An 18,842-nucleotide genomic window follows, 5' to 3' on the forward strand; every position below is an offset into this window, starting at 1 on the left:
TTAATAATATGTCGGACACTTTTGGAGCCGGTAACGAATTATACTTCTACAATCATTTTACCCGTATTCTGTCCGGAAAACAGACCCAGCATAGCTTCGGGCAGTTTATCGAATCCTTTGACCGTTGTTTCTGTATACTGAAGTTTACCTTCGTTTACCCAGGCTGCCAGTTGTTTGATCCCTTCGCCGAAACGTGCCTGGTAAATACCAATGGTAAAGCCTTTCATCAAGACACTGCGGGTTAGCAGCATGGGCTGAATGCGTGGACCCATGGGTACCTCGGTCGTATTGTACAGGGCGATCTGACCACAAAGGGGAATGCGGGCGTGGAAGTTAATATGTTTGATAACGGCATCAGAGACATCCCCTCCTACGTTATCAAAATAGACGTCGACGCCTTTTGGGCAGGCTTCAGCAATAGCATCGGTCAGGTTCGACGCGGTTTTGTAGTTCACGACTTCATCAAACCCAAACTGCTCTTTTAGCAAAGCCACTTTATCATCAGATCCAGCAATGCCAACGACCCGGCACCCCTTTATTTTAGCAATCTGCCCGACAATAATGCCAACAGCACCGGCCGCACCAGATACGACTACCGTTTCGCCGGGCTGGGGATTACCAATGTCCAGCAGACCGAAATAGGCTGTCAGACCCGGCATGCCCAAAATACCCAGGTAATAACTGGCCGGAGCCAGGCTGGCATCTATTCTTTTGAGGCCCTTAGCCGGAACAACCGCCTGAGTGGCCCAGGGCAGACTTCCCGTTACAAGATCACCGGCCGAAATACCATCGGCTTTGCTTTCCAGTACCTTAGCCACTGCTCCGCCATTCAAGGGTTGCCCAACCTCAAACGGAGGTATGTAGGATTTAGCGTCGTTCATACGGCCCCGCATGTACGGATCGACCGAAAAATAAACAGGCTCAACTAATACATCCCCCTCCTGCAAGGCAGGTAAGGTTGACTCATCAAAGCGAAATGTGTTGGTATCGGGCATCCCCTTAGGACGCGCAGCCAATACGATCTGACGTACACTCATGCCTGTACGCCCGTTTCGTGGTTAGTCACCGTTAACGTTACATCAATGTTACCCCGGGTTGCATTTGAGTACGGACATACCTGATGTGCCTTCCCGACAAGCTCTTCGGCAAGCGCCTGCTCTACGCCCGGAACGTTAACGTCGAGTGTAACGGCCAGACCAAAACCACCCGCTTCCAGCTTGCCGATGCTTACATCGGCGGTTACGGACGTAGTGCCGGTTTTTACTTTACCCATCCGAATGACCAGATTCAGAGCACTATCGAAACAAGCGGCATAGCCAGCCGCAAAAAGCTGCTCGGGATTGGTATAAGCGCCCCCGGCGCCCCCCATCTCACGGGGAACCCGCACATCCAGGTCCAGAACATTATCGGAAGAAGTCACATGGCCGTCACGTCCGCCGGTGGCGGTAGCGTGGGCTGTATACAATGGCTGAATCATAACTAATTAATGGTTTCTGTTTTTGTCAATTGATTTAATAACGTCATTAGCTGAACTCTCAAACTAATTGTCTGTTCATTGTCAAGGCTCATTCGCTCCTGCAATTGAGCAGGAATATCACCAGCCCTATTCTGTAGAGCCCGACCGGCTTCGGTCAGTTGAATCGTCACCTGGCGCTCATCGGCCGGGTTGCGGGTTCGGGTAATCAGCTGTTTCTGCTCAAGCCGTTTTAATAACGGGGTAAGCGTTCCCGAATCGAGCAGCAACCGCTCCCCTATTTCGCCCACAGATCGATTATCGGTTTCCCAGAGCAGGAGCATAACCAAGTATTGCGGATACGTCAAGTCCAGGCTTTCAAGTAAAGGACGGTATAGGGCCGTTACCTGACGCGAAAGTGCGTATAATGGAAAGCAGAGTTGATTGTCGAGCAGTAGCTTATTCATTATGGACAATTAAATTGTGCACAATATATTAACTGCATGAATGACCATAAAGTTTAAAGGCGGTCAACTTTTTTAGAAGTTGACCGCCTTTAGGTGGTTAATCAGGAATAATTTATCTCCTATTTACTCTCGATACCGTAGGTTGCCTGCATGTGTTCGGTTACCAGGTGAATCGTCTTTTCGAAATCATTGACCAGGAGTTCGAGCTCATTGGATGCCGCTCCATTACTGGCCAGACTTTCTATTTGGCGGATCGACTCTATCTGCGATGTGATATCCATTGTCTCTACGGTCGGTTTTATCCGATGCGCCAGGTATTTCACTTTATTAAAATCGCCGGCTTCGTAAGCTACCTTTATCTGGGTTGCCACATCGGGTGCTTCCGCACAAAAAAGATGGATCATCTTTTGAATAAACTCCTGACTACCCCGGCTGATTGTTTCCAGTCTGGACAAGTTGTAGAGCGATTCATGCGCTTCTTTCACTTCGGGCTCTACGACCTCATCGACGCCATGAAGCCACTTCATTAGCATACCAATCAGTTCTTTACCTTCAAATGGCTTTGCCAGAAAGTCATTCATACCAACGTTAAAACACTCCTCTTTTTCAGTCCGTATCACACTGGCCGTCAAGGCTACAATGGGAATCGACTTACTGATTTCCTGCCGCGTAATACGGGTGGCTTCCAATCCATCCATAATGGGCATCTGGACATCCATCAGCACAATATCGAATGTCTCTTTCCTGAGTCTCTCCACGGCGTTGAAGCCATTTGTTTCTTCCACGAGAATAACCCCATACGGTTTGAGTATGGTGGTTACCACCAGCCGGTTCATTGCATTATCCTCTACCAGCAAAACTCGTTTCGACAGCAGGACATCTTCATTTGGAATTGTTTGTTTTTGATTCACTTCGGTATCGTTCTTGCCAATGGGCAGTGATAGCTTTACAGTTACTGTAGTTCCTTTGTTTTTCTCGCTCTGAACATCAATGGTACCACCCATTAGTTCAACTAATTGCTTGGTGATGCTCATGCCAAGCCCCGACCCACCATACCGACGCCCAATACTGCCATCCTCCTGTGTGAACTTCGCGAATAAACTGCGCAGAAATTCAGGGGCAATGCCTATTCCCGTATCCGTTACAGACAGGGTAACCAGTTGATTTCTGGCCACTTTTTTACAATCGCACTGGATATGAACGCTTCCGGAATTTGTGAACTTAACCGAATTCCCGATCAGGTTCAATAAAATCTGATTTATCCGAAAAGGGTCGCCCATCAGTGCAGGAGCCAGGCTGGGGTCAATTTTTCGGGTAATCTCCAGCCCTTTCTTTTCAGCATCCTGTGCCATTACCTGCACAGCCTGCTCAATAAGGGCAGCCATGTTGAAATTGATGTGTTCCAGCGCAAGCTCCCCGGCTTCAATTTTCGAAAAATCAAGTATATCATTAATAATGACCAACAGGTTGCTGGCAGCCGTGTTGATCATACTGATAAAGAACTGCTGATGTTCGGTGAGGCTCGTCTTCTTAATCTGCTGCCCAAGGTTTAGAATAGCATTCATGGGCGTACGAATTTCATGGCTCATATTGGCCAGGAACAACTCTTTAGCCCGCGCCGAATGTTCCGCTTCCTGTTTGGCCACCCGAAGTTCCGACTCAAGCTGCTTTTGCTTGGTAATATCCAGATGAATACCGGTAGAGCCAATAACCTGTCCCGACTCCGCGAATAGGGGGGCTCCACTCACCAGCCACCACATGGCTTCACCGCGCTTATTTTTAATGGATACTTCGTAGGCGTCGATGTTTCCTTTCAACCGACTTTCATTCTTCTCCTTCATGAACTGGATATTCTGTCCTTTTAGCAGAATATCCGTGGCGACCTGCCCAATCAACTCATCGGGCTCATAGCCACTCATGGCACAAAAACTCTGATTCGTATAGACGATACGCTCATCTAAATCGACCTCAATGAGCCCCAGGTTCATGTTCTCTATGATACGCTGGTACTTTTCATTGAGATGGAATGCGGCATCTTCAGCGTGCTTACGCTTTGTAATATCCGTGTATTTCCACAGGTGCCCGGCATACGTACCGTCTATAACGATGGGGACATAGTCCCGTTCGAAGATACGCCCGTCGGCCAGAGCGATCTCCTCGCCAATAACTAGTTTCTGATCCTTTAATAACTGATCAACACGCTCCACAAACGCTTCCTGCTCCTTAAAGTACCCTTTGCTTTGCTCGGCCATACCCGAGCAATCGGCACCTTTTAATTCATCGGGCGTTAATGGTACCGAGAACATATTGCAAAACTGCTGATTAACCAGTACAATAGTCCGGTTTTCGTCTTCCAGTAGTATACCTTCCTGAAAATCTGCAATCAGGTTTGATAATCGGTGTGCGTTGGTCCGAAGGGCCTCCTCTATATTTTTTTGATGCGTAATATCGGTGCTGGTGCCAATCATGAGCAGGGGCTTGCCATCTTCCGAATAGTTAAATACCCGCCCCCGATCCAAAAAGTGTTTGTAGGTACCATCTTTAGCCAGAAGCCGATACTCGGTTACGTGGCTTTCCCGAGCACCGGATTGATACAAGCTCATTTCCGGATCCGTTAACTGCTCCCGGTCCTGAGGGTGCAGTTTATTCATCCATACCTCTATAACATCCGGAAACTCCTCCAGCGTATAGCCCAGAATATCGCGGTATCGGGCAGACCGTACGATCTCTCTCGTTTGCAGATTCAGCTCCCAGACAGCATCTCCAAAGCCTTCCAGCGCAAATTTCCACCGTTGTTCAATACGGGTCAACTCTGCCTGTTGCTGGCGTATAATATCCCTCAATTGCTTCGCTTCCGCCCGGAGCTGCTCGTTTTCCTGATGCAGCATATCGGTTGATAACGGCTCATTCGAGGGTAGACTAGTTGTCTCTTTTTCCATATTGGGTCTTCCGGTTCACACAAACGATTGCTCAGGATAGAGAAAGCTCGTCGTTCTGGATCATCTTATAAATGGTTGATTTTCCTATATCCAGCTTATCGGCTACCAGGAGTACGTTGTTGTCGTATTTTTTCAAGTAAGACTTGATAATTTGAATAGTATAACCGCGAAGTGTCATTTCTTCGGTTACGCCTTCATTACTTCCCGAAAGAGACGCAAACAAAAGGTCATCGGGTCTTATTTCGACACCATCACTCATGACCGCTGCCAGTTGAATAATTGACTTTAATTCGCGCACATTTCCGGGGAAATTATAACGCATCAACTTTTCGGTAGTAGCGGGCAGGATAGTCATTGTGCCCAGGCGATTATCTTTACAAAATTCATCCAGAAAGTGCCTCGCCAGTAACATTATATCAGTTGAGCGCTCACGAAGCGGGGGTAGTTCAATGGGTAGCCCCATGATCCGATAGTATAGATCCTCACGAAAGCGCCCCTGCCTGACCTCATCGAGGAGGTTTTTATGTGAGGCAGTTACTAAACGGATATCGAGCATAATTTTTTCACTTCCGCCCACTCGGGTAAGCTCGCGCTCCTGCAAAACCCGCAACAGTTTACTCTGTAAGGTTAAATCCATCTCGGCAATCTCATCCAGAAACAAGGTGCCTTTATTAGCTTCCTCGAAGCGGCCTATTTTTTTGTTCAATGCCCCGGTGAATGCTCCTTTTTCGTGTCCAAACAGTTCGCTTTCCGCTAGCTCTTTAGGAATAGCGGCCATGTTGACGGCAACGAAAGGCTTTTTCCGGCGATCAGAATGGTAGTGAATAGCCTTCGCAACGAGTTCTTTTCCGGTACCGGTTTCGCCGGTTATCGACACATTTATGTTTGTTCGAACTGCTTTTTCTACGAGTGTAAAAACCTTGCTTATTGCCTGGCTGCTTCCTTTTATGATTGAGTTAAAGTCATATTTCTGGCCTAACTCTTCACGTAGCTGGTCAACTTCCTGTTTGAGGCTTTGATTTTCCCGGAGTTTAAGAATTGCGTTCCACAGCAGATCTTTTGTTCGATCATCCTTCACGAAATAGCTATACACCCCCGCCTGAAGCAGCCCAACAGCTGTTTCTACGTCTTTCTGTCCGCTAATTACAATAACCGGCGTATCGGGCAACCGCTCCTGAAGACGACGAAACAACTCGGCCCCATTGGTATCGGGCAAGGAGTAGTCCAGTGTGATCAGATGGGGCTGACAAACAGTAAGGTAATTCATACAATCTTCACCGGTGGCAAACCGGTGAAGCTCGTAATTCGGATTCATCGACAGGTGGTACTTTAGTACTTCACCATACCATGGATCATCTTCGACAATAAAAATACGGTAGATGCTGGACTCATTCATAGTACAAGTTGCCACGCCCTATTCGGCATGATCAAAACAATTTATTCACTAATTTATTCAAAAGTTAAATTAGCAAACAAAAGCCTACCTTGATTAATGAATTTGATCCGCAATTCTTCTGTATCAGGTCCAAAGAATTTGAGTTATGGGACAAACTTTGTTTCAAGTGCTTTTACCAATCTAACATTTTTAAGGAACGCGTGGCTGAACTGAATTATCCAGGTATACAGAATTACCGCAAAAACCTGAAGGAAAATTATTGTGGTAACGCTAAAAACAAAGGAAGCCAGGATAGACAAAACGGTCAGGGCAGCATGTGTTTTTACGATACGCAGCGTTATCTCTGAGTGAACAAAGCGGTGTTTCAAGAACCAGTGGTGCATATGGTTTTTGTCGGCGGCAAACGGAGACTTCCCCTTCCGCATCCGGTTTATAGCTACGCGGAGCGCGTCAATTAATGGGATCATGCAACTGGCCGTCGTTAGAATGATGGCATAAGGTCCGTAAGTGACAGCTTGCTGGTACGACCCCTCGATGAATATAATTCCCAGGGCCGCCATAAGAAAGCCAAGCACTACAGAGCCCCCATCGCCCATGAATAATTTGGCAGGGCGCCAGTTGTATCTCAGAAAAGCCAGCAGGGCCCCGGCCACCGGCAACAGCAGTGCCAGCCATTCCAGTTGGCCCACCACAATGGCCAATCCACTGAACACGACACTGTTGCTAAACGCCAGGCTGCCCGCAAGACCATCAACACCATCAATCAAATTGAAGGCGTTGGCCATAACCGTCAGGACAAACATGGAAATGGCGTACTGAAAAAATACGGACAGTTCCATAATGCCGAACACACCATGAAGCGACGTCAGGCGGATACCGGAATTGGCGATCAGGTAGGCACAGCCCAGCTGAATGCCAAGGCGCAGGATGGCAGGCAGGTTCAGCCGGTCATCCAGGACACCGGTTACCGTGAGGGTTGCCAAGGCAATGGTCAGTGAAAGGTTCTGGCTTAACAGCTCCCGCAGCGGAGCATACACCAGTGCCGTAAACGTCACGGCCAGCGCAATGGTCAACCCGCCAATGGCAGGGATCAGCTTCTGGTGTACCTTCCGAAAGTTCGGCTTATCGACCAGCCCGATTTTAGGGCTCAACTTGATGAGGAAGGGTAAAAGCACCCAGCAGCTCACCAGCGCAATCAGGAAGCCCAGTATTAGGCTATTTGTCGTAAAAAGATCTTGTATCATGATGTTATTGAATATATACTGACTTGTATCTGTACGTATAGCTTATTCGTAAAAGTAAGAAGGCCTCTCTAAGTGAGCCAGTTCTGACTCCAGCAGCCAATCAGACGACAGGCGTGTACCTGCCAGAGAGTTAAGTTCTTTTTTGGTAGATACCTGCTGTACAAGACGGATGAGGTAGGCATATTTCTGCGCAATGACAGTCCAGGTATACCGGCGATAGGCAATGGTCTTCATGATTTCGGCCCGTTCCTTGAGTTCGCTGATCGACGTATTCTCAATCCGTTTGATCAGTTCGGCCGAGGTTCTAAAAAACAGCGCTTTGTTTTCCGTTGTCGACCGGTTGTAAGCAACATCGAACGCAATAACCGGTAAACCAAGGTACATGGCTTCTACCAGCGATGGATTCGTTCCGCCGGCACTGTGGCCATGAACATAAATCAGGCAATTGCTGCGCAGCAGGTCAAGTTGCCGCTGGTCATAAATCGGGTCGAGCAGGTGGATGTTTGCGTCTTTCTTATGTTGTTCACGCAGGTTGGCTCCGTACTCACTGTTTGTCCAGTTTCCGACCATAACCAGCGTGTGCCTGGGCAATTGAGCAAAAGCCTCCAGCACGAGGTGGATGTTGTTTTCCGGTTCGATTCGGCAAACAGTGAACGCATAGGGCGCGGACAGAAAAGGATACATTTCCCGATCGGCCGGCGTTGGACTGACGGCAATGGTGTGATCGGCGCCATATTCAATAATGTGGCTCAGCGTCTTGTACCGGATTGCCGTATAGTTCTGGATCGACTCATTGTCCGAAATATCAGCGTGTGAGTAACGTACGGCCACCCACTCGGCCGCCCACAGGTACCATCTGGCCGCTTTGCTCCACTTATTTCGTTTCCACTCAATACCATCAATGGAAATGATGATTTTTTTCTTGGTAAACCACCGAACAAAAGGCAGCATGAATCCGCCACTTACGCCCAGAATAAGCATTACGTCGGCGTAAAACAAGGCGTGTAGGATACTGAAGCAGTCATAGATAATACTTTGGATACCATTGGCATCAAAGGGCAGGTATACCAAACGCGCCCCTTTATACGTTGCCGGCCGCTCAGCCTGGCCGTACTTTTTGGTGGTGCAGTAGACCGTTATATTCGTTTCGGTCCCCAGGTGATCAACCAGGTGCTCGGCCAGGGTTTCGAAACCGCCGTATTTAGCCGGGATACCTACAGTGCCAATAATTGCTACGTTGGTCTTATTCATGCTATTCTTAATTAATAAATTTCTATTATCCTATGTCGTGCCAAACTTTCAACAGCCTGACAATGAGTTGATTTAATTGATACTATTTCTTATTCATTCCCGATTCTGGACAGTTTTTCCACGGAATACAAGGACTGGTCGCGGCACTGTTCCGGCACAAAAACATCGGTTATCTGCTGCCGAAACCGGCGTGCGGAGAAAAAGGCAGCACGCTCACGAGCGGCATGGGCCATTTCCAGATAAAGGTTCATGTCTGACGACAGCAGCTGAAGTCGCTGAACAACCACTGCTGTCTTGCGGGCATCGACGGTGAAGCCTTCTTTCGAATCTTCGATCAGCTCACAGATTCCTCCAACCGGCGGAACGATGATCGGGCGACCGCAGGCCATGGCTTCGAGCGCCGTCATGCCGAAGGTTTCAACCCAGGCGTCAGGATTGGACAGGTTCAGGACTACGTGCGCCTGCTCGTAAAAAGGAATTGTATCGGCCTGTGCCGGGTAGATCAAGCAGTTGTCCGGAGGGCTCACCTGCTTTCTGAACACCTCCACCTCTTCACCTTTGGCATTTAGTACGAGCATAAACCGGATATGGGGCAACTGCCGGGCGCAGGCCACAAACTCATGAATACCCTTGTAAGCCTTGTTGGAACACAGCATGAGCGCCGTGAACGGGAAAGCGGTATTGGCTTCGGCGAGTCGACTGGCCTGTTCGGTAAATGAGTCCCGTAAGGCGTTGTAAATTTGCCGACAAAGGGGACGCGTGAGTCCGGTCTGCTGCTGGGTATATTTTGATACGAATAATACTTCCTGAGCCGTAGTATTGGCAACGAACCGCAGCCATGCTTTCAAAAGCCAGGGTTTCAGGCTTACTTCATGTACATGATACACCACCCGGCAACCGCGCAGCCAACCGGCCAGAGCCGCGCCAAAGGGCAATAAGGTATTGATATATAGTTCATCAGTCGACTTTAGAAAAAACAAAAGTTTAAAAAAAAGCCGGAGTTGAATAGTCAGGTAATAATAGAGAGTGATTAGCTTGGCCGGATGCCATTTGTACGCGATGCTTTGGGTTGTCACACCCGGCAGATTACTCAAAAAACCACTCCCGCCGGGTGTAGCCGTAAATAAAACAAGATTAAGTTTTGCCTCTTCAAGGGCTTCCAGTGCCTGCCGAAAAACAAGAGGGCTTCCACTAAAGTCATTGAGTAAATGAACGGCAATTATTCGCTTCGATTTCATAGCTTTTGTGGGTTACCCCTACATGGCCTCTTTACCTGTTTGGTGTTCTGTTTTGTTGATCTGTTGCCCATCCCGCTGAACCTAAAGTTGAGCCTATGCCGGGCGAGTAAATGTCGTGCCAATGGACATTCGGCAAGCCAAACAACTCGTAAGCGACAAAAGGAAGGATATGGTACTTATGGCTGGCAGAGGCAATACATCAGCAACGGCCTGATCCATGTAATGTATAGGTACAGCCTATGTTTAGCTGAGTTACACAAATGAGTCATGCCGCCTTTGAGGCTGTTTAAGTCAATGCACAGGTACTATAATTGATGACAGTAATAAATTAATCGCTAACCTGGCTCCAGTGCTTCAGGCGATAAAATAAGTGAACGTACGTTTTACCGATTTAGGCGTCGAGTACCTTAAGCCCACGAGTGAAGCACCTAGCCTGCTTCCCGATAGCCTCCACACACTCAGTTTGCCGGGTTTAACTTGCCAGTTCAAATCGATGCGAAGGCTGGAATTATCCAGACAACGGATATACAGTTGATTCATCCCCTCCCCCGGTTTACTGATCAGGTCATGCGTAAGCGAATGATGCCGAAGGTAATACATCAACTGAAGGGCAGTTGACTGAGGGACACACAAGGCTACTGCATCGGAGGCCAGGCCACTCTGGCTTGTTGCCGTCGGGGCTCCGTCTGGCTGTTGATGTAGCCAGAATGCTACATCCTGACTCACTAGCTGGTGATCAGACATAATCTCCTGCCGGTTCAACCAATGTGTCAGGGCATCGCTCCAGGTCGTCAATTGCCGGCTAAACTGCTCCGGCCAATCCGTTTGTTGGTTATAGTCTTGTAAAGCAGCCGTAATGGCGTTCGTCAGGTATAAAATTTCGGCCAGGCGCGTGTCCAGCTGATATGTTTCCCGAAACAGCTTCCACTCCGGCCGATTCAGCGTAGCGTCGATCAGCTGCCGGGTGGCGCTATAGTTCTGATTATCAGCACGTATTGCCGACTGATACAGAAAATGAAACAAATCATAAAGCCCCGGCAGCTCATCTGCATAATGTTCCCAATCCACAACGCCAACCTGTCTGCCTTTCAGCAAGATCGTCCAGGGCGTAAAATTACCATGGGCCGAAGCGATTGGCACAGTCATCTGATCATTCAGGGACCGCATCAGCAGGTCTAGTTTATTGAGCAGACCAACTGGTATACGCGGGTCGTTAGCCGTCTTTAGTGCTGACAGACGTTGATGTGCCTGACCCCAAAAAGTGGTTTGATTCAACGGTTGTGTATGCCAGTTCCGGCTAAATAGCTCCTGTAAAATACATTCCGGCATTTGGGCCAACTGATTGGTTTGCGGCATGCAGGTTACTCCCATATCCTCCTGAATGAGAAAGCCGGTTGTAACAAATCGCAGCGAATACGCGGTTAGCGCTGGGGTATTGACCTGTAAAAATGGTGTCTGCTGAAGCTGTCGAAGTGCCCTCGCTTCCTGTCGTAAGCCGGATAGTGCAGCGGAGCCAACGGCAATTTTCGTTAGGTACCGTTTTCCCGAACGCATGCAGTGCCAGATGGCTATTTTCCGATTGGGTCCGGCAACACCGGTAAATAAGGCCCATCCTTTTATCTGACTTTGCCGAACGAGTTGATTGCCGCTTTCGGATGTATAGAGTGTTAGCCGATCCTGGGCAACCAGGCGTCCTAATCCCAACCGAAACAACAGCCTGACCACCCACACAAACAATTGCGCACGCCGGCTATCAACCTGGTAAAATCGAAGGAAATCCGGCTCTTTGGCTTCTACGGGCCAAAGCCAGCGGATACTACCGTCGGGATTCCGGTACAGGTAACTGTTTATAGGATAAGTGAAGCCCGCCGATTCCTCTACGGCCACGGGAATACCAATTGTATGCAGGCCCCTGCGTAATCGGTCAATATCGGTTGTGTAAGTTGCGGACTTAGTCATATAAACAAGCGCTACAGGTACTATACCAGTCTCAGGTCAACGCAATAGTGTTTATGCTAATCATTCGGTTGTAAAACAGAGCACCAAGGCTTGCTTACCGCTTTGATTCGATGCCGAGCAGGTTCCGCAATTTTTTCCATTTACCCTGGGGATGCTGTTTCAAGAGCTCCATCACCTCCTGAACTTTCCGAAGAACAGTGCCAATACGCTCGAATTCATTTCTCCCTTTGATAATGTAGTCGAACGCGCCATACTTCAGGGAATTGACCGCCACCTGAACATCTTCCTGACTGGAGACAACGACCAGATAAATATTAGGGTTGAAACGTTTTATCTTCCGCAGTACATCGAGGCCATTCAGCGGCTCCATGTGGTAATCCAGAAAAATAACGTCGGGCTGTTCGGTCAGGCTGTTCAGACATTCCTGACCATCCATGAAAAACTTTACGTTCGTGTGGCCCAGGTTACGCACATGCTGCTCGTAAAGACTACCACAGAATGGATCGTCATCAAGAATAAAAATGGATAAGGAGTTGTTATTTTCCATGTGTATTTATTTATAATAACTAATTAATCTAATACTATGCCAATGAGATATATGCCTAACTATTAGGTAGTTAACCCAAATACCCTACCAAATAAATCTATTAATTGGACTACTTTTCCACAATATGGAAAACTTCCTTTTATTTCCAATCTACAGGATATGTGCAAATATAGTTTATAATTATTGATAAAAGTAACTAAGTAATAGCGAGATTTTTTCCTTTTTTAAACATTTTCATAAAATAAATAATCGATTATCCACATAAGCTATATTACAAGTATACTAATAGTTAAAATTCAATGGTTGAGTCGAGCCCATTTGTCTGCCGAAAATTTAGTTTAGAGACAAGGTATCCTTATGGCTTAAGAAGAATGGGGTTGCCCGGTGGTGGTAATTCCAGGAGTGCCATAACCTGCTGAATTTTATTCAGGATATCATCAATCTTCTGTAAGTCATCGTTCCCTTTGACAATACAATCGAAAGCTCCATGATCGCGCGATCGCATGGTAGCTTCGATATTCTCCTGATCAGCCAGAACAATCAGATAGATATCCGGGTCAATACGTCCGATTTTGCGGACGATGTCTACACAATTAGCTGTTTTTACCTGACAGTCCAGGAAGATGATATCCGGCTTCTTCGTAAGTTGGTTAAGGCAGGCTTCCGGCTCTGTAAACAAAGTAACATTGGTATAGCCAAGGGTACGGATGTACTGTTCAGTAATAGTCCCACAAAAAGGATTATCATCCAGAATAAAAATTGCTAAAGACCAATTGATTTCCATAGAAAATATGTAAGAACACACGAAACCCAAAACTATGCCAACAAAGACTTAAGCTGATTATCAGCCGCAAACTCATCGTTTATGCTCGTTTGATTTCTATATTATGGAACAAATTTCCACTAACCGGAAACCTAAGTTAGCCATGTCCTAATTTTTTCGAAAGTTTTGCCTGGAAGCTAATACTTAATCTATCGAAGTAATAAATCTTCTACGCAAACCAGCGATGTTGGGAGCTTAAAAGTTAGATAATGCTGTTCAGAAACCCGTTTTGAAATGGAATGTTGACGCGAAAATGAGCCGCGTCGACTTCGGTCGTATTAATAGACAGCGTAAAGCTGCCCGTATTCATGGGAGACAGAGTAAGTTTATTGGTTAGGGCAATTCTTTAATGGCGAGATGGCGGAATTTAATGGCCGCATCCGGTCGCCAACTTGTCAGGGGCATTCCTTTACCCGCTGCTTCCGAGTACACTGCCGTCCAGTGGCACTGCAACCCGATCATACCTTCGGTAGCGTCAGCGATAAAATCATTTTTGGGCTCCTGCACATCCCACATCTGCACCCCGTTTATCCATAATGTCAGATGTGGGACTTCCCCTGTCATCCGTATTCGAAAAGAGTTCCAATCATTGGCTCGCCAGACTTTTGCCCGATCGGTAGCCTTAGCCCCAATGCTGGGGGTGATTCGTTCACCTAGCAAGTCGCCCGTATTGCCCGGCAGTACCAATTCAACCTGGTAGGCGGCCCCCCCTTCGTTAGCGCGTAAAAATAACCCGCTATTGCAAAACGAATCCAGCTTGACTTCTGCATAAAACTCAAAAGATTTATACTTCTTATCGGTCAATAAAAGCCCGCCCTGCCCATACGGCTTCTCTTTCCCGACAATGACGCCATTTTCTACCGTAAAGCTGGGGGTTGTTCCTTGGTGAGTCGTCCGGCTAACGTGCCAACCAGTCAGATTTTTTCCATTGAAAACAGGGTTGAAGCCATCAGGAATTTGGTCCATTTGGGCTTTTGCCAAGCTGCTTGTGAGCATGGAAACCAACAGGAGTAGTAAGGTTGGACGGTGCATGGTTAGTAAGAATATAAATTTGCTTTACTACATGAATTGATTTACTTGACTTCCATCACTATTCGGAAGCCGACATCATAGCCACTGCCCGGCCCCCCGGCATGAGTCATATAGGTGGCATTTTTCACATCACCGTAGAACGGAGCGCCTTTCAGGACATGTTCCTTCCCTGATTTAGGGGGTCTGGGCTCGGCAAAGATCTTTTCGTTATAAAAGTCCTGCACCCATTCCCAAACATTACCCAGTGTATCGTAAAGTCCCCAGGCATTGGGCTGTTTAGTGCCCACCGGGCTCGTCGTTTGGGTGGCAATGACGGCGCTGGCCCGGATAGCACTCCATGCTATGTCGTCTTCAGCTCCGGCACGAGCCGCATACTCCCATTCAAATTCGGTGGGTAAGCGATACGTGTGGGCTTTATCGATGGCATTGAGCTTTTTGATGAAAACCTGGGCATCCTGCCAGGTTACGCTCTCCACCGGATGCTGGTCGGCATCATCCCGGACCCGATTCCCCTGAAAGGTTGAGGGGTTGGATCCCATCACTTTTTTCCACTGGGCCTGAGTGACCTCAAACTTGCCAATATAATAAGCTTTGGGAAGGGTTACCCGAAAGCCTGGCATGGCGTCTTTTCGGGCTAGTTCCCTGGCTAGCTGATAGTCTGCTTCTGGCAGACGAGGAGGAACAGGCCGTGCAACAGGGGAGGTTCCGGCCTGGCCAGGCGGAGGGCCGCCAAAACCACCCATACCTCCCTCATTGACAGTGGGCTGAAATTTACCCACTACCATACTCCCGGGCTGAATAAGGATAAACTCGATGCCTTGGGGACTGGTGTAGGTTGGTTCCTGTGCGTACAGGGTAAGTCTCGAAAGCACACCCAACAGGACAAGACTTATTCGGTTGATGGACATAGACTTAATTTAATCTATTTAACTACCTGCTTATTAACTTACCGCTGAATGTCTGTTGAACGATATGAGGCTGTAATCGAAAGAAAGCGGTTGTTTCCCAGCATGTTCACGGCCACGACGGGCGGTTCATTCCCGGCAACGATTTGCAGGGAGCAGGTGGATAAGCCTGACTTCCACCCTACCTACTGTTCCTCAAGGGAGACACTCTGGTTTATAAGACAGCACGGGATCAGTAAAAACGAAACAAGTTGCAACAAGCCTCCCTCCTAATGACTGAGTGTATGGAAAGACGTCCGATTCCTCTCTTTCTAACCCATTGCCACATGGTCAGACAAGCCGGTTGGGCTTGTCTATCCCATTAATTACGCTCGTCTGACAGCGCCTTCGAACTTTTTTAGCACGCCTTCGAGTATTTCTTCATGCCCGGACCGGATCAGCCGAACAATGACTGGAAGTAATTTCATAGACTATGTATATATTAATTTAGTTACGACAAGAGAATAACCTTTTATCGCTTGTCTTGCATGCCACATTCATTTGAAATATTCAAGACCCGCATTCGAATCGACCTCAGCGTAATCATTGCTGGCTTTTTACTCCTGCTTGGCTTACTGCTGCTCGGCTACCAGCAGGTTCGGCAGGCAGAACACAACCGATGAGTAGAACATACCTATCAGGTAATTGACCGGTTAAAGGCTGTTGAAGCTTTATTGGTCGATGCCGAAACGGGGGTCCGGGGCTTTGCCGCTACCCGGGATAGCGTATTTCTCGAACCCTACCGACAAGCCAGGCCCCGGATTGAAAGCAACTTAGAAGCCCTGCCCAGACTAGTAGCCGACAACCCGGTTCAACAACAGTGGGCCAGGCAATTAGACCAGCTAGCGATGGCCAAAGTAGCTATCGTCGATCAACTCGTTCGAAATATCCCTTCTCCCGCTTCTCCCTCATCGGGCTTTCTACTGAAGCAGGGCAAACAGCGCATGGACGCCGTACGCCGTCATGTGAGGGCCATGACTGCCGTCGAGCAAACCTTGCTCAAGACCCGCCAGCAGCAGGTTCTTACCAGCAACCGCTACATGATGGGGCTAATCGGCCTACTCCTGGTGCTGGCTGTGCTGGCTTTCTGGCAGGCCTATGGAATTATTCAGAAGGAGCTCACCCTACGGCTACAGATCCAGCTGGCAGCCCGCCAAAGCGCGGAGTTACTCCAGACGATCATTCAGAATGTGCCGACCGGCCTGGTCCTTTATCAGGCCGTCCGGAATCCGGAAGGTGAGATCGTCGACTTCATCTACACCTTATCCAACCCCGTCAACGATCAGCTGGCGGGCCGCCAGGCGGGCGAACTCCTGCAGGTATCGCTCTTAACGCATTCACCGGTTTCCCGCACCAATGGCGTCTATGCCGATTTGGTTCAAGTGGTTACCAGCGGTCGGCCGCTCTCCCGCCTACGGCACTTTCAATCGGATCGCGTTCAAGGTTGGTTTGACAGCCGCTACGTCAAACAGGGGGATGGGGTACTGGTGAGTTTCCTGGATGTAACAGCCCTCAAGGAAGCAGAGCTAACTCAGCAGCAGCAAGCTCTGGCACTTCAACGCGCAAATCTGGAACTGCAACGTTCCAACGACAGCCTGCAATCGTTCGCCTTTGTTGCCAGCCATGATTTACAGGAGCCCCTGCGTAAAATTGAGTCGTTCAGCAATCTGCTGGTAGGCCAGTACACCCATCAGTTGGATGAGCAGGCGGCCGACTACCTGCGACGAATGCAGTCAGCCGCCAGTCGAATGTCCACGCTGATTCGGGATTTGCTGGCCTACTCTCGGATTTCCACTCAACAGGATGCGACAAACGTTGTGCCGCTCACGGAAGTAGCCCGGCAAGCAGCCACTGACTTAGACCTGCTCATTGTCGAAACCCGGGCCGTAATCCGAATCGAGCCCCTCCCCACGGTAATAGGTAACGCATCCCAATTGGGTCAGCTGTTTCAGAATCTGCTGGCTAATGCCCTCAAGTTTCATCGGAACGGGGTAGTCCCCCAGGTTGAGATTCGGGCGCACCAGATTCCGGCATCTGAGTTACCCTCCTCGGTTAAACCCGCCCGGGTGGCGGCCACCTACTATCGCATTGATGTGGCCGACAATGGAATCGGATTTAATGAGCGGTATGTCGACCGCATCTTCCAGGTGTTTCAGCGGCTGCATGGACAAAGTACCTATACAGGTACGGGCATTGGATTGGCCATTTGCGAGAAAGTGGCCGCTAATCATGGAGGTGCTATCACGGCTACCAGCCAGGTAGGTATGGGGGCCACGTTTAGTGTATACCTTCCCCTGTAGGGTAGGCCTGTCTGTTGACTACCGGATTCGGTTTAGGGCTTCATGCGCAAATTCTACCAGTCCATAGAAACAATAGTACCGAACCGGTTTCTCTTCTCACGCGACCTGGGCAATGTCTGGCTTAAACATGAAGTTGAGAAAGTCGGAAATTTCGAGCATTTTTTGCCGGCGTTGTATGACTACAAGGGAACAGTAAGTAAAGATTACTGTCCGTTTGTTATTACGAACCTGGAAATAATGTAGGTGGCACTCTGGCTCTGTTGACGGTGCCAACCTATACCGGTTCCTCATAAATCTGTTTTTTCCGGCAGTTCACCCTGCATACGTAACAGATGCAGGATGGTGAGGTCGCGTTGCTGGATCACTTCGGTAGCATTTCGAACCTGCCAGTCATAAAAACCCTGCCCCGCTGCCATTCCTGTTTGACCCGCAGCCAGCCGATCTCGTAATGAATCGGCCGGTATGGTGTTGGCGGCCAGATCGGGTAATAGGTAACTCTGCACCCGATTGACTAAATCAAGACCCACCAGATCCATGTTTTCCATTGGTCCCAACGCCGGTAGCCGTAGAGCGAAGGTGTATTTTATCATGGTATCGATATCGGCGGGCGAACAGGCTCCGGCATCCACCAGAGCGAGGGCTTCCCGCCAAAGGGCATGCATGAGCCGATTACCGATAAAGCCGGGGATGTCCGGGCAGCGGATGGGCCGCTTTCCCAGCACAGTGAGCCAGTTACAGGCTTGTTCAACCTTGTCGGGTGGGGTTTTCTCTCCGGCAATGACCTCTACAATGGGAATAAGGTAGGGCGGATTCCAGAAGTGAGCACCTACCAGAACCTGTTCCAATCCACTCCGTCGGGCCATTTCGGTAATAGACAGACCGCTCGTTGCCGAAAGTACCAGCTTGTTCATTTCCCGGCAAAGCGTCAGGCGGCTTAATAAGGCAACCTTTTCATCCATGTCTTCAATAATGCATTCCAGCACAACATCGCTTTGAACCTCCAGTATATTCAGGTCGGTAACAAGCTGTATATGTCCAACGGGCTGTTTAGGTCTGCCCATGTGCTCCTCACAAAAGGCCGACAATTTCTCCAGTTGAGCCCGGATAGCGCTTTCTTTATGCGCAGAACGTGTCCAGAGGAGTACCGGATGGCCCGCCCTGGCTGCCAGTACAGCCGAGGCCGTTCCAATTTGTCCACTGCCCAGAATACCGGTTGTGGGTAGCTGTACGGGCGCAGAATTTATCATAA

General features: G+C 48.7%; 16 protein-coding genes and 1 pseudogene. 3 read left to right on the forward strand and 14 right to left on the reverse strand.

Translation table 11 applies throughout. The features are described from left to right. Window positions 1-38: 38 nt before the first annotated feature. From ACYVJM_RS06970 to ACYVJM_RS07030, 13 genes are all read right to left on the reverse strand, one after another. Entirely contained in the window at window positions 39-1,037 is a 999-nt protein-coding gene (locus ACYVJM_RS06970) for an NADP-dependent oxidoreductase (RefSeq protein ID WP_461147467.1), read from the reverse strand. Continuing rightward, the gene (locus ACYVJM_RS06975; protein WP_461147468.1) at window positions 1,034-1,477 is read right to left on the reverse strand and encodes an organic hydroperoxide resistance protein; all 444 of its coding nucleotides are present in this window, start codon (window positions 1,475-1,477) and stop codon (window positions 1,034-1,036) included. The genes ACYVJM_RS06970 and ACYVJM_RS06975 overlap by 4 nt, the downstream gene beginning before the upstream one ends. Window positions 1,478-1,479: 2 nt before the next feature. Further along, a complete protein-coding gene (locus ACYVJM_RS06980; RefSeq protein ID WP_461147469.1) occupies window positions 1,480-1,920 on the reverse strand; it encodes a MarR family winged helix-turn-helix transcriptional regulator in 441 nt (146 codons plus the stop codon). 119 nt (window positions 1,921-2,039) lie between these two features. After that, window positions 2,040-4,859: a PAS domain S-box protein gene (locus ACYVJM_RS06985; RefSeq protein ID WP_461147470.1), complete on the reverse strand. Its 2,820-nt coding sequence runs from the start codon at window positions 4,857-4,859 to the stop codon at window positions 2,040-2,042. Window positions 4,860-4,890: 31 nt separating this feature from the next. Further along, entirely contained in the window at window positions 4,891-6,255 is a 1,365-nt protein-coding gene (locus ACYVJM_RS06990) for a sigma-54-dependent transcriptional regulator (protein WP_461147471.1), read from the reverse strand. Between the two features lie 143 nt (window positions 6,256-6,398). Continuing rightward, complete coding sequence (locus ACYVJM_RS06995) at window positions 6,399-7,499, reverse strand: glycosyltransferase family 4 protein (protein ID WP_461147472.1); 1,101 nt, start codon at window positions 7,497-7,499, stop codon at window positions 6,399-6,401. 42 nt (window positions 7,500-7,541) lie between these two features. Further along, window positions 7,542-8,750, reverse strand: coding sequence for a DUF1972 domain-containing protein (locus ACYVJM_RS07000; RefSeq protein ID WP_461147473.1), 1,209 nt, complete (start codon window positions 8,748-8,750; stop codon window positions 7,542-7,544). Between the two features lie 89 nt (window positions 8,751-8,839). After that, window positions 8,840-9,988: a glycosyltransferase family 4 protein gene (locus ACYVJM_RS07005; protein WP_461147474.1), complete on the reverse strand. Its 1,149-nt coding sequence runs from the start codon at window positions 9,986-9,988 to the stop codon at window positions 8,840-8,842. A gap of 354 nt (window positions 9,989-10,342) precedes the next feature. Beyond that, complete coding sequence (locus tag ACYVJM_RS07010) at window positions 10,343-11,947, reverse strand: hypothetical protein (protein WP_461147475.1); 1,605 nt, start codon at window positions 11,945-11,947, stop codon at window positions 10,343-10,345. 94 nt (window positions 11,948-12,041) lie between these two features. Further along, window positions 12,042-12,494: a response regulator gene (locus tag ACYVJM_RS07015; protein ID WP_461147476.1), complete on the reverse strand. Its 453-nt coding sequence runs from the start codon at window positions 12,492-12,494 to the stop codon at window positions 12,042-12,044. A 355-nt stretch (window positions 12,495-12,849) separates the two neighbouring features. Next, the gene (locus tag ACYVJM_RS07020; protein WP_461147477.1) at window positions 12,850-13,278 is read right to left on the reverse strand and encodes a response regulator; all 429 of its coding nucleotides are present in this window, start codon (window positions 13,276-13,278) and stop codon (window positions 12,850-12,852) included. Between the two features lie 372 nt (window positions 13,279-13,650). Further along, on the reverse strand, window positions 13,651-14,349 hold the full coding sequence (locus ACYVJM_RS07025) for a 3-keto-disaccharide hydrolase (protein ID WP_461147478.1): 699 nt from the start codon (window positions 14,347-14,349) through the stop codon (window positions 13,651-13,653). Window positions 14,350-14,390: 41 nt separating this feature from the next. Continuing rightward, window positions 14,391-15,257: a formylglycine-generating enzyme family protein gene (locus ACYVJM_RS07030; protein WP_461147479.1), complete on the reverse strand. Its 867-nt coding sequence runs from the start codon at window positions 15,255-15,257 to the stop codon at window positions 14,391-14,393. Between the two features lie 524 nt (window positions 15,258-15,781). On the opposite strand from ACYVJM_RS07030, the gene ACYVJM_RS07035 reads away from it, so the two are divergent. The 3 genes and pseudogenes from ACYVJM_RS07035 to ACYVJM_RS07045 all read left to right on the forward strand — a co-directional run bounded on the left by ACYVJM_RS07035 (window position 15,782) and on the right by ACYVJM_RS07045 (window position 17,593). Next, window positions 15,782-15,916 (forward strand): hypothetical protein, encoded by a 135-nt coding sequence (locus ACYVJM_RS07035; protein ID WP_461147480.1) that lies wholly within the window; start codon window positions 15,782-15,784, stop codon window positions 15,914-15,916. Window positions 15,917-15,928: 12 nt separating this feature from the next. Continuing rightward, a pseudogene (locus tag ACYVJM_RS07040) lies at window positions 15,929-16,300 on the forward strand (CHASE3 domain-containing protein); the annotation flags it as partial. Between the two features lie 36 nt (window positions 16,301-16,336). Further along, window positions 16,337-17,593: a sensor histidine kinase gene (locus ACYVJM_RS07045; RefSeq protein WP_461147745.1), complete on the forward strand. Its 1,257-nt coding sequence runs from the start codon at window positions 16,337-16,339 to the stop codon at window positions 17,591-17,593. A gap of 287 nt (window positions 17,594-17,880) precedes the next feature. Here ACYVJM_RS07045 and ACYVJM_RS07050 read toward each other — a convergent pair whose 3' ends face one another. Then, the gene (locus ACYVJM_RS07050; RefSeq protein WP_461147481.1) at window positions 17,881-18,840 is read right to left on the reverse strand and encodes a 3-hydroxyacyl-CoA dehydrogenase family protein; all 960 of its coding nucleotides are present in this window, start codon (window positions 18,838-18,840) and stop codon (window positions 17,881-17,883) included. Between the last annotated feature and the right edge of the window lie 2 nt (window positions 18,841-18,842).

The organism is Spirosoma pulveris (genome assembly GCF_054781875.1).

Coding starts and splice junctions, on each gene's coding strand:
- ACYVJM_RS07030 (WP_461147479.1), bottom strand. CDS start 15,257: ATGTCCATCAACCGAATAAGTCTTGTCCTGTTGGGTGTGCTTTCGAGA.
- ACYVJM_RS07000 (WP_461147473.1), bottom strand. CDS start 8,750: ATGAATAAGACCAACGTAGCAATTATTGGCACTGTAGGTATCCCGGCT.
- ACYVJM_RS07035 (WP_461147480.1), top strand. CDS start 15,782: ATGCCACATTCATTTGAAATATTCAAGACCCGCATTCGAATCGACCTC.
- ACYVJM_RS06980 (WP_461147469.1), bottom strand. CDS start 1,920: ATGAATAAGCTACTGCTCGACAATCAACTCTGCTTTCCATTATACGCA.
- ACYVJM_RS07045 (WP_461147745.1), top strand. CDS start 16,337: ATGGGGCTAATCGGCCTACTCCTGGTGCTGGCTGTGCTGGCTTTCTGG.
- ACYVJM_RS06970 (WP_461147467.1), bottom strand. CDS start 1,037: ATGAGTGTACGTCAGATCGTATTGGCTGCGCGTCCTAAGGGGATGCCC.
- ACYVJM_RS07005 (WP_461147474.1), bottom strand. CDS start 9,988: ATGAAATCGAAGCGAATAATTGCCGTTCATTTACTCAATGACTTTAGT.
- ACYVJM_RS07020 (WP_461147477.1), bottom strand. CDS start 13,278: ATGGAAATCAATTGGTCTTTAGCAATTTTTATTCTGGATGATAATCCT.
- ACYVJM_RS06985 (WP_461147470.1), bottom strand. CDS start 4,859: ATGGAAAAAGAGACAACTAGTCTACCCTCGAATGAGCCGTTATCAACC.
- ACYVJM_RS07050 (WP_461147481.1), bottom strand. CDS start 18,840: ATGATAAATTCTGCGCCCGTACAGCTACCCACAACCGGTATTCTGGGC.
- ACYVJM_RS07025 (WP_461147478.1), bottom strand. CDS start 14,349: ATGCACCGTCCAACCTTACTACTCCTGTTGGTTTCCATGCTCACAAGC.
- ACYVJM_RS06995 (WP_461147472.1), bottom strand. CDS start 7,499: ATGATACAAGATCTTTTTACGACAAATAGCCTAATACTGGGCTTCCTG.
- ACYVJM_RS06990 (WP_461147471.1), bottom strand. CDS start 6,255: ATGAATGAGTCCAGCATCTACCGTATTTTTATTGTCGAAGATGATCCA.
- ACYVJM_RS06975 (WP_461147468.1), bottom strand. CDS start 1,477: ATGATTCAGCCATTGTATACAGCCCACGCTACCGCCACCGGCGGACGT.
- ACYVJM_RS07010 (WP_461147475.1), bottom strand. CDS start 11,947: ATGACTAAGTCCGCAACTTACACAACCGATATTGACCGATTACGCAGG.
- ACYVJM_RS07015 (WP_461147476.1), bottom strand. CDS start 12,494: ATGGAAAATAACAACTCCTTATCCATTTTTATTCTTGATGACGATCCA.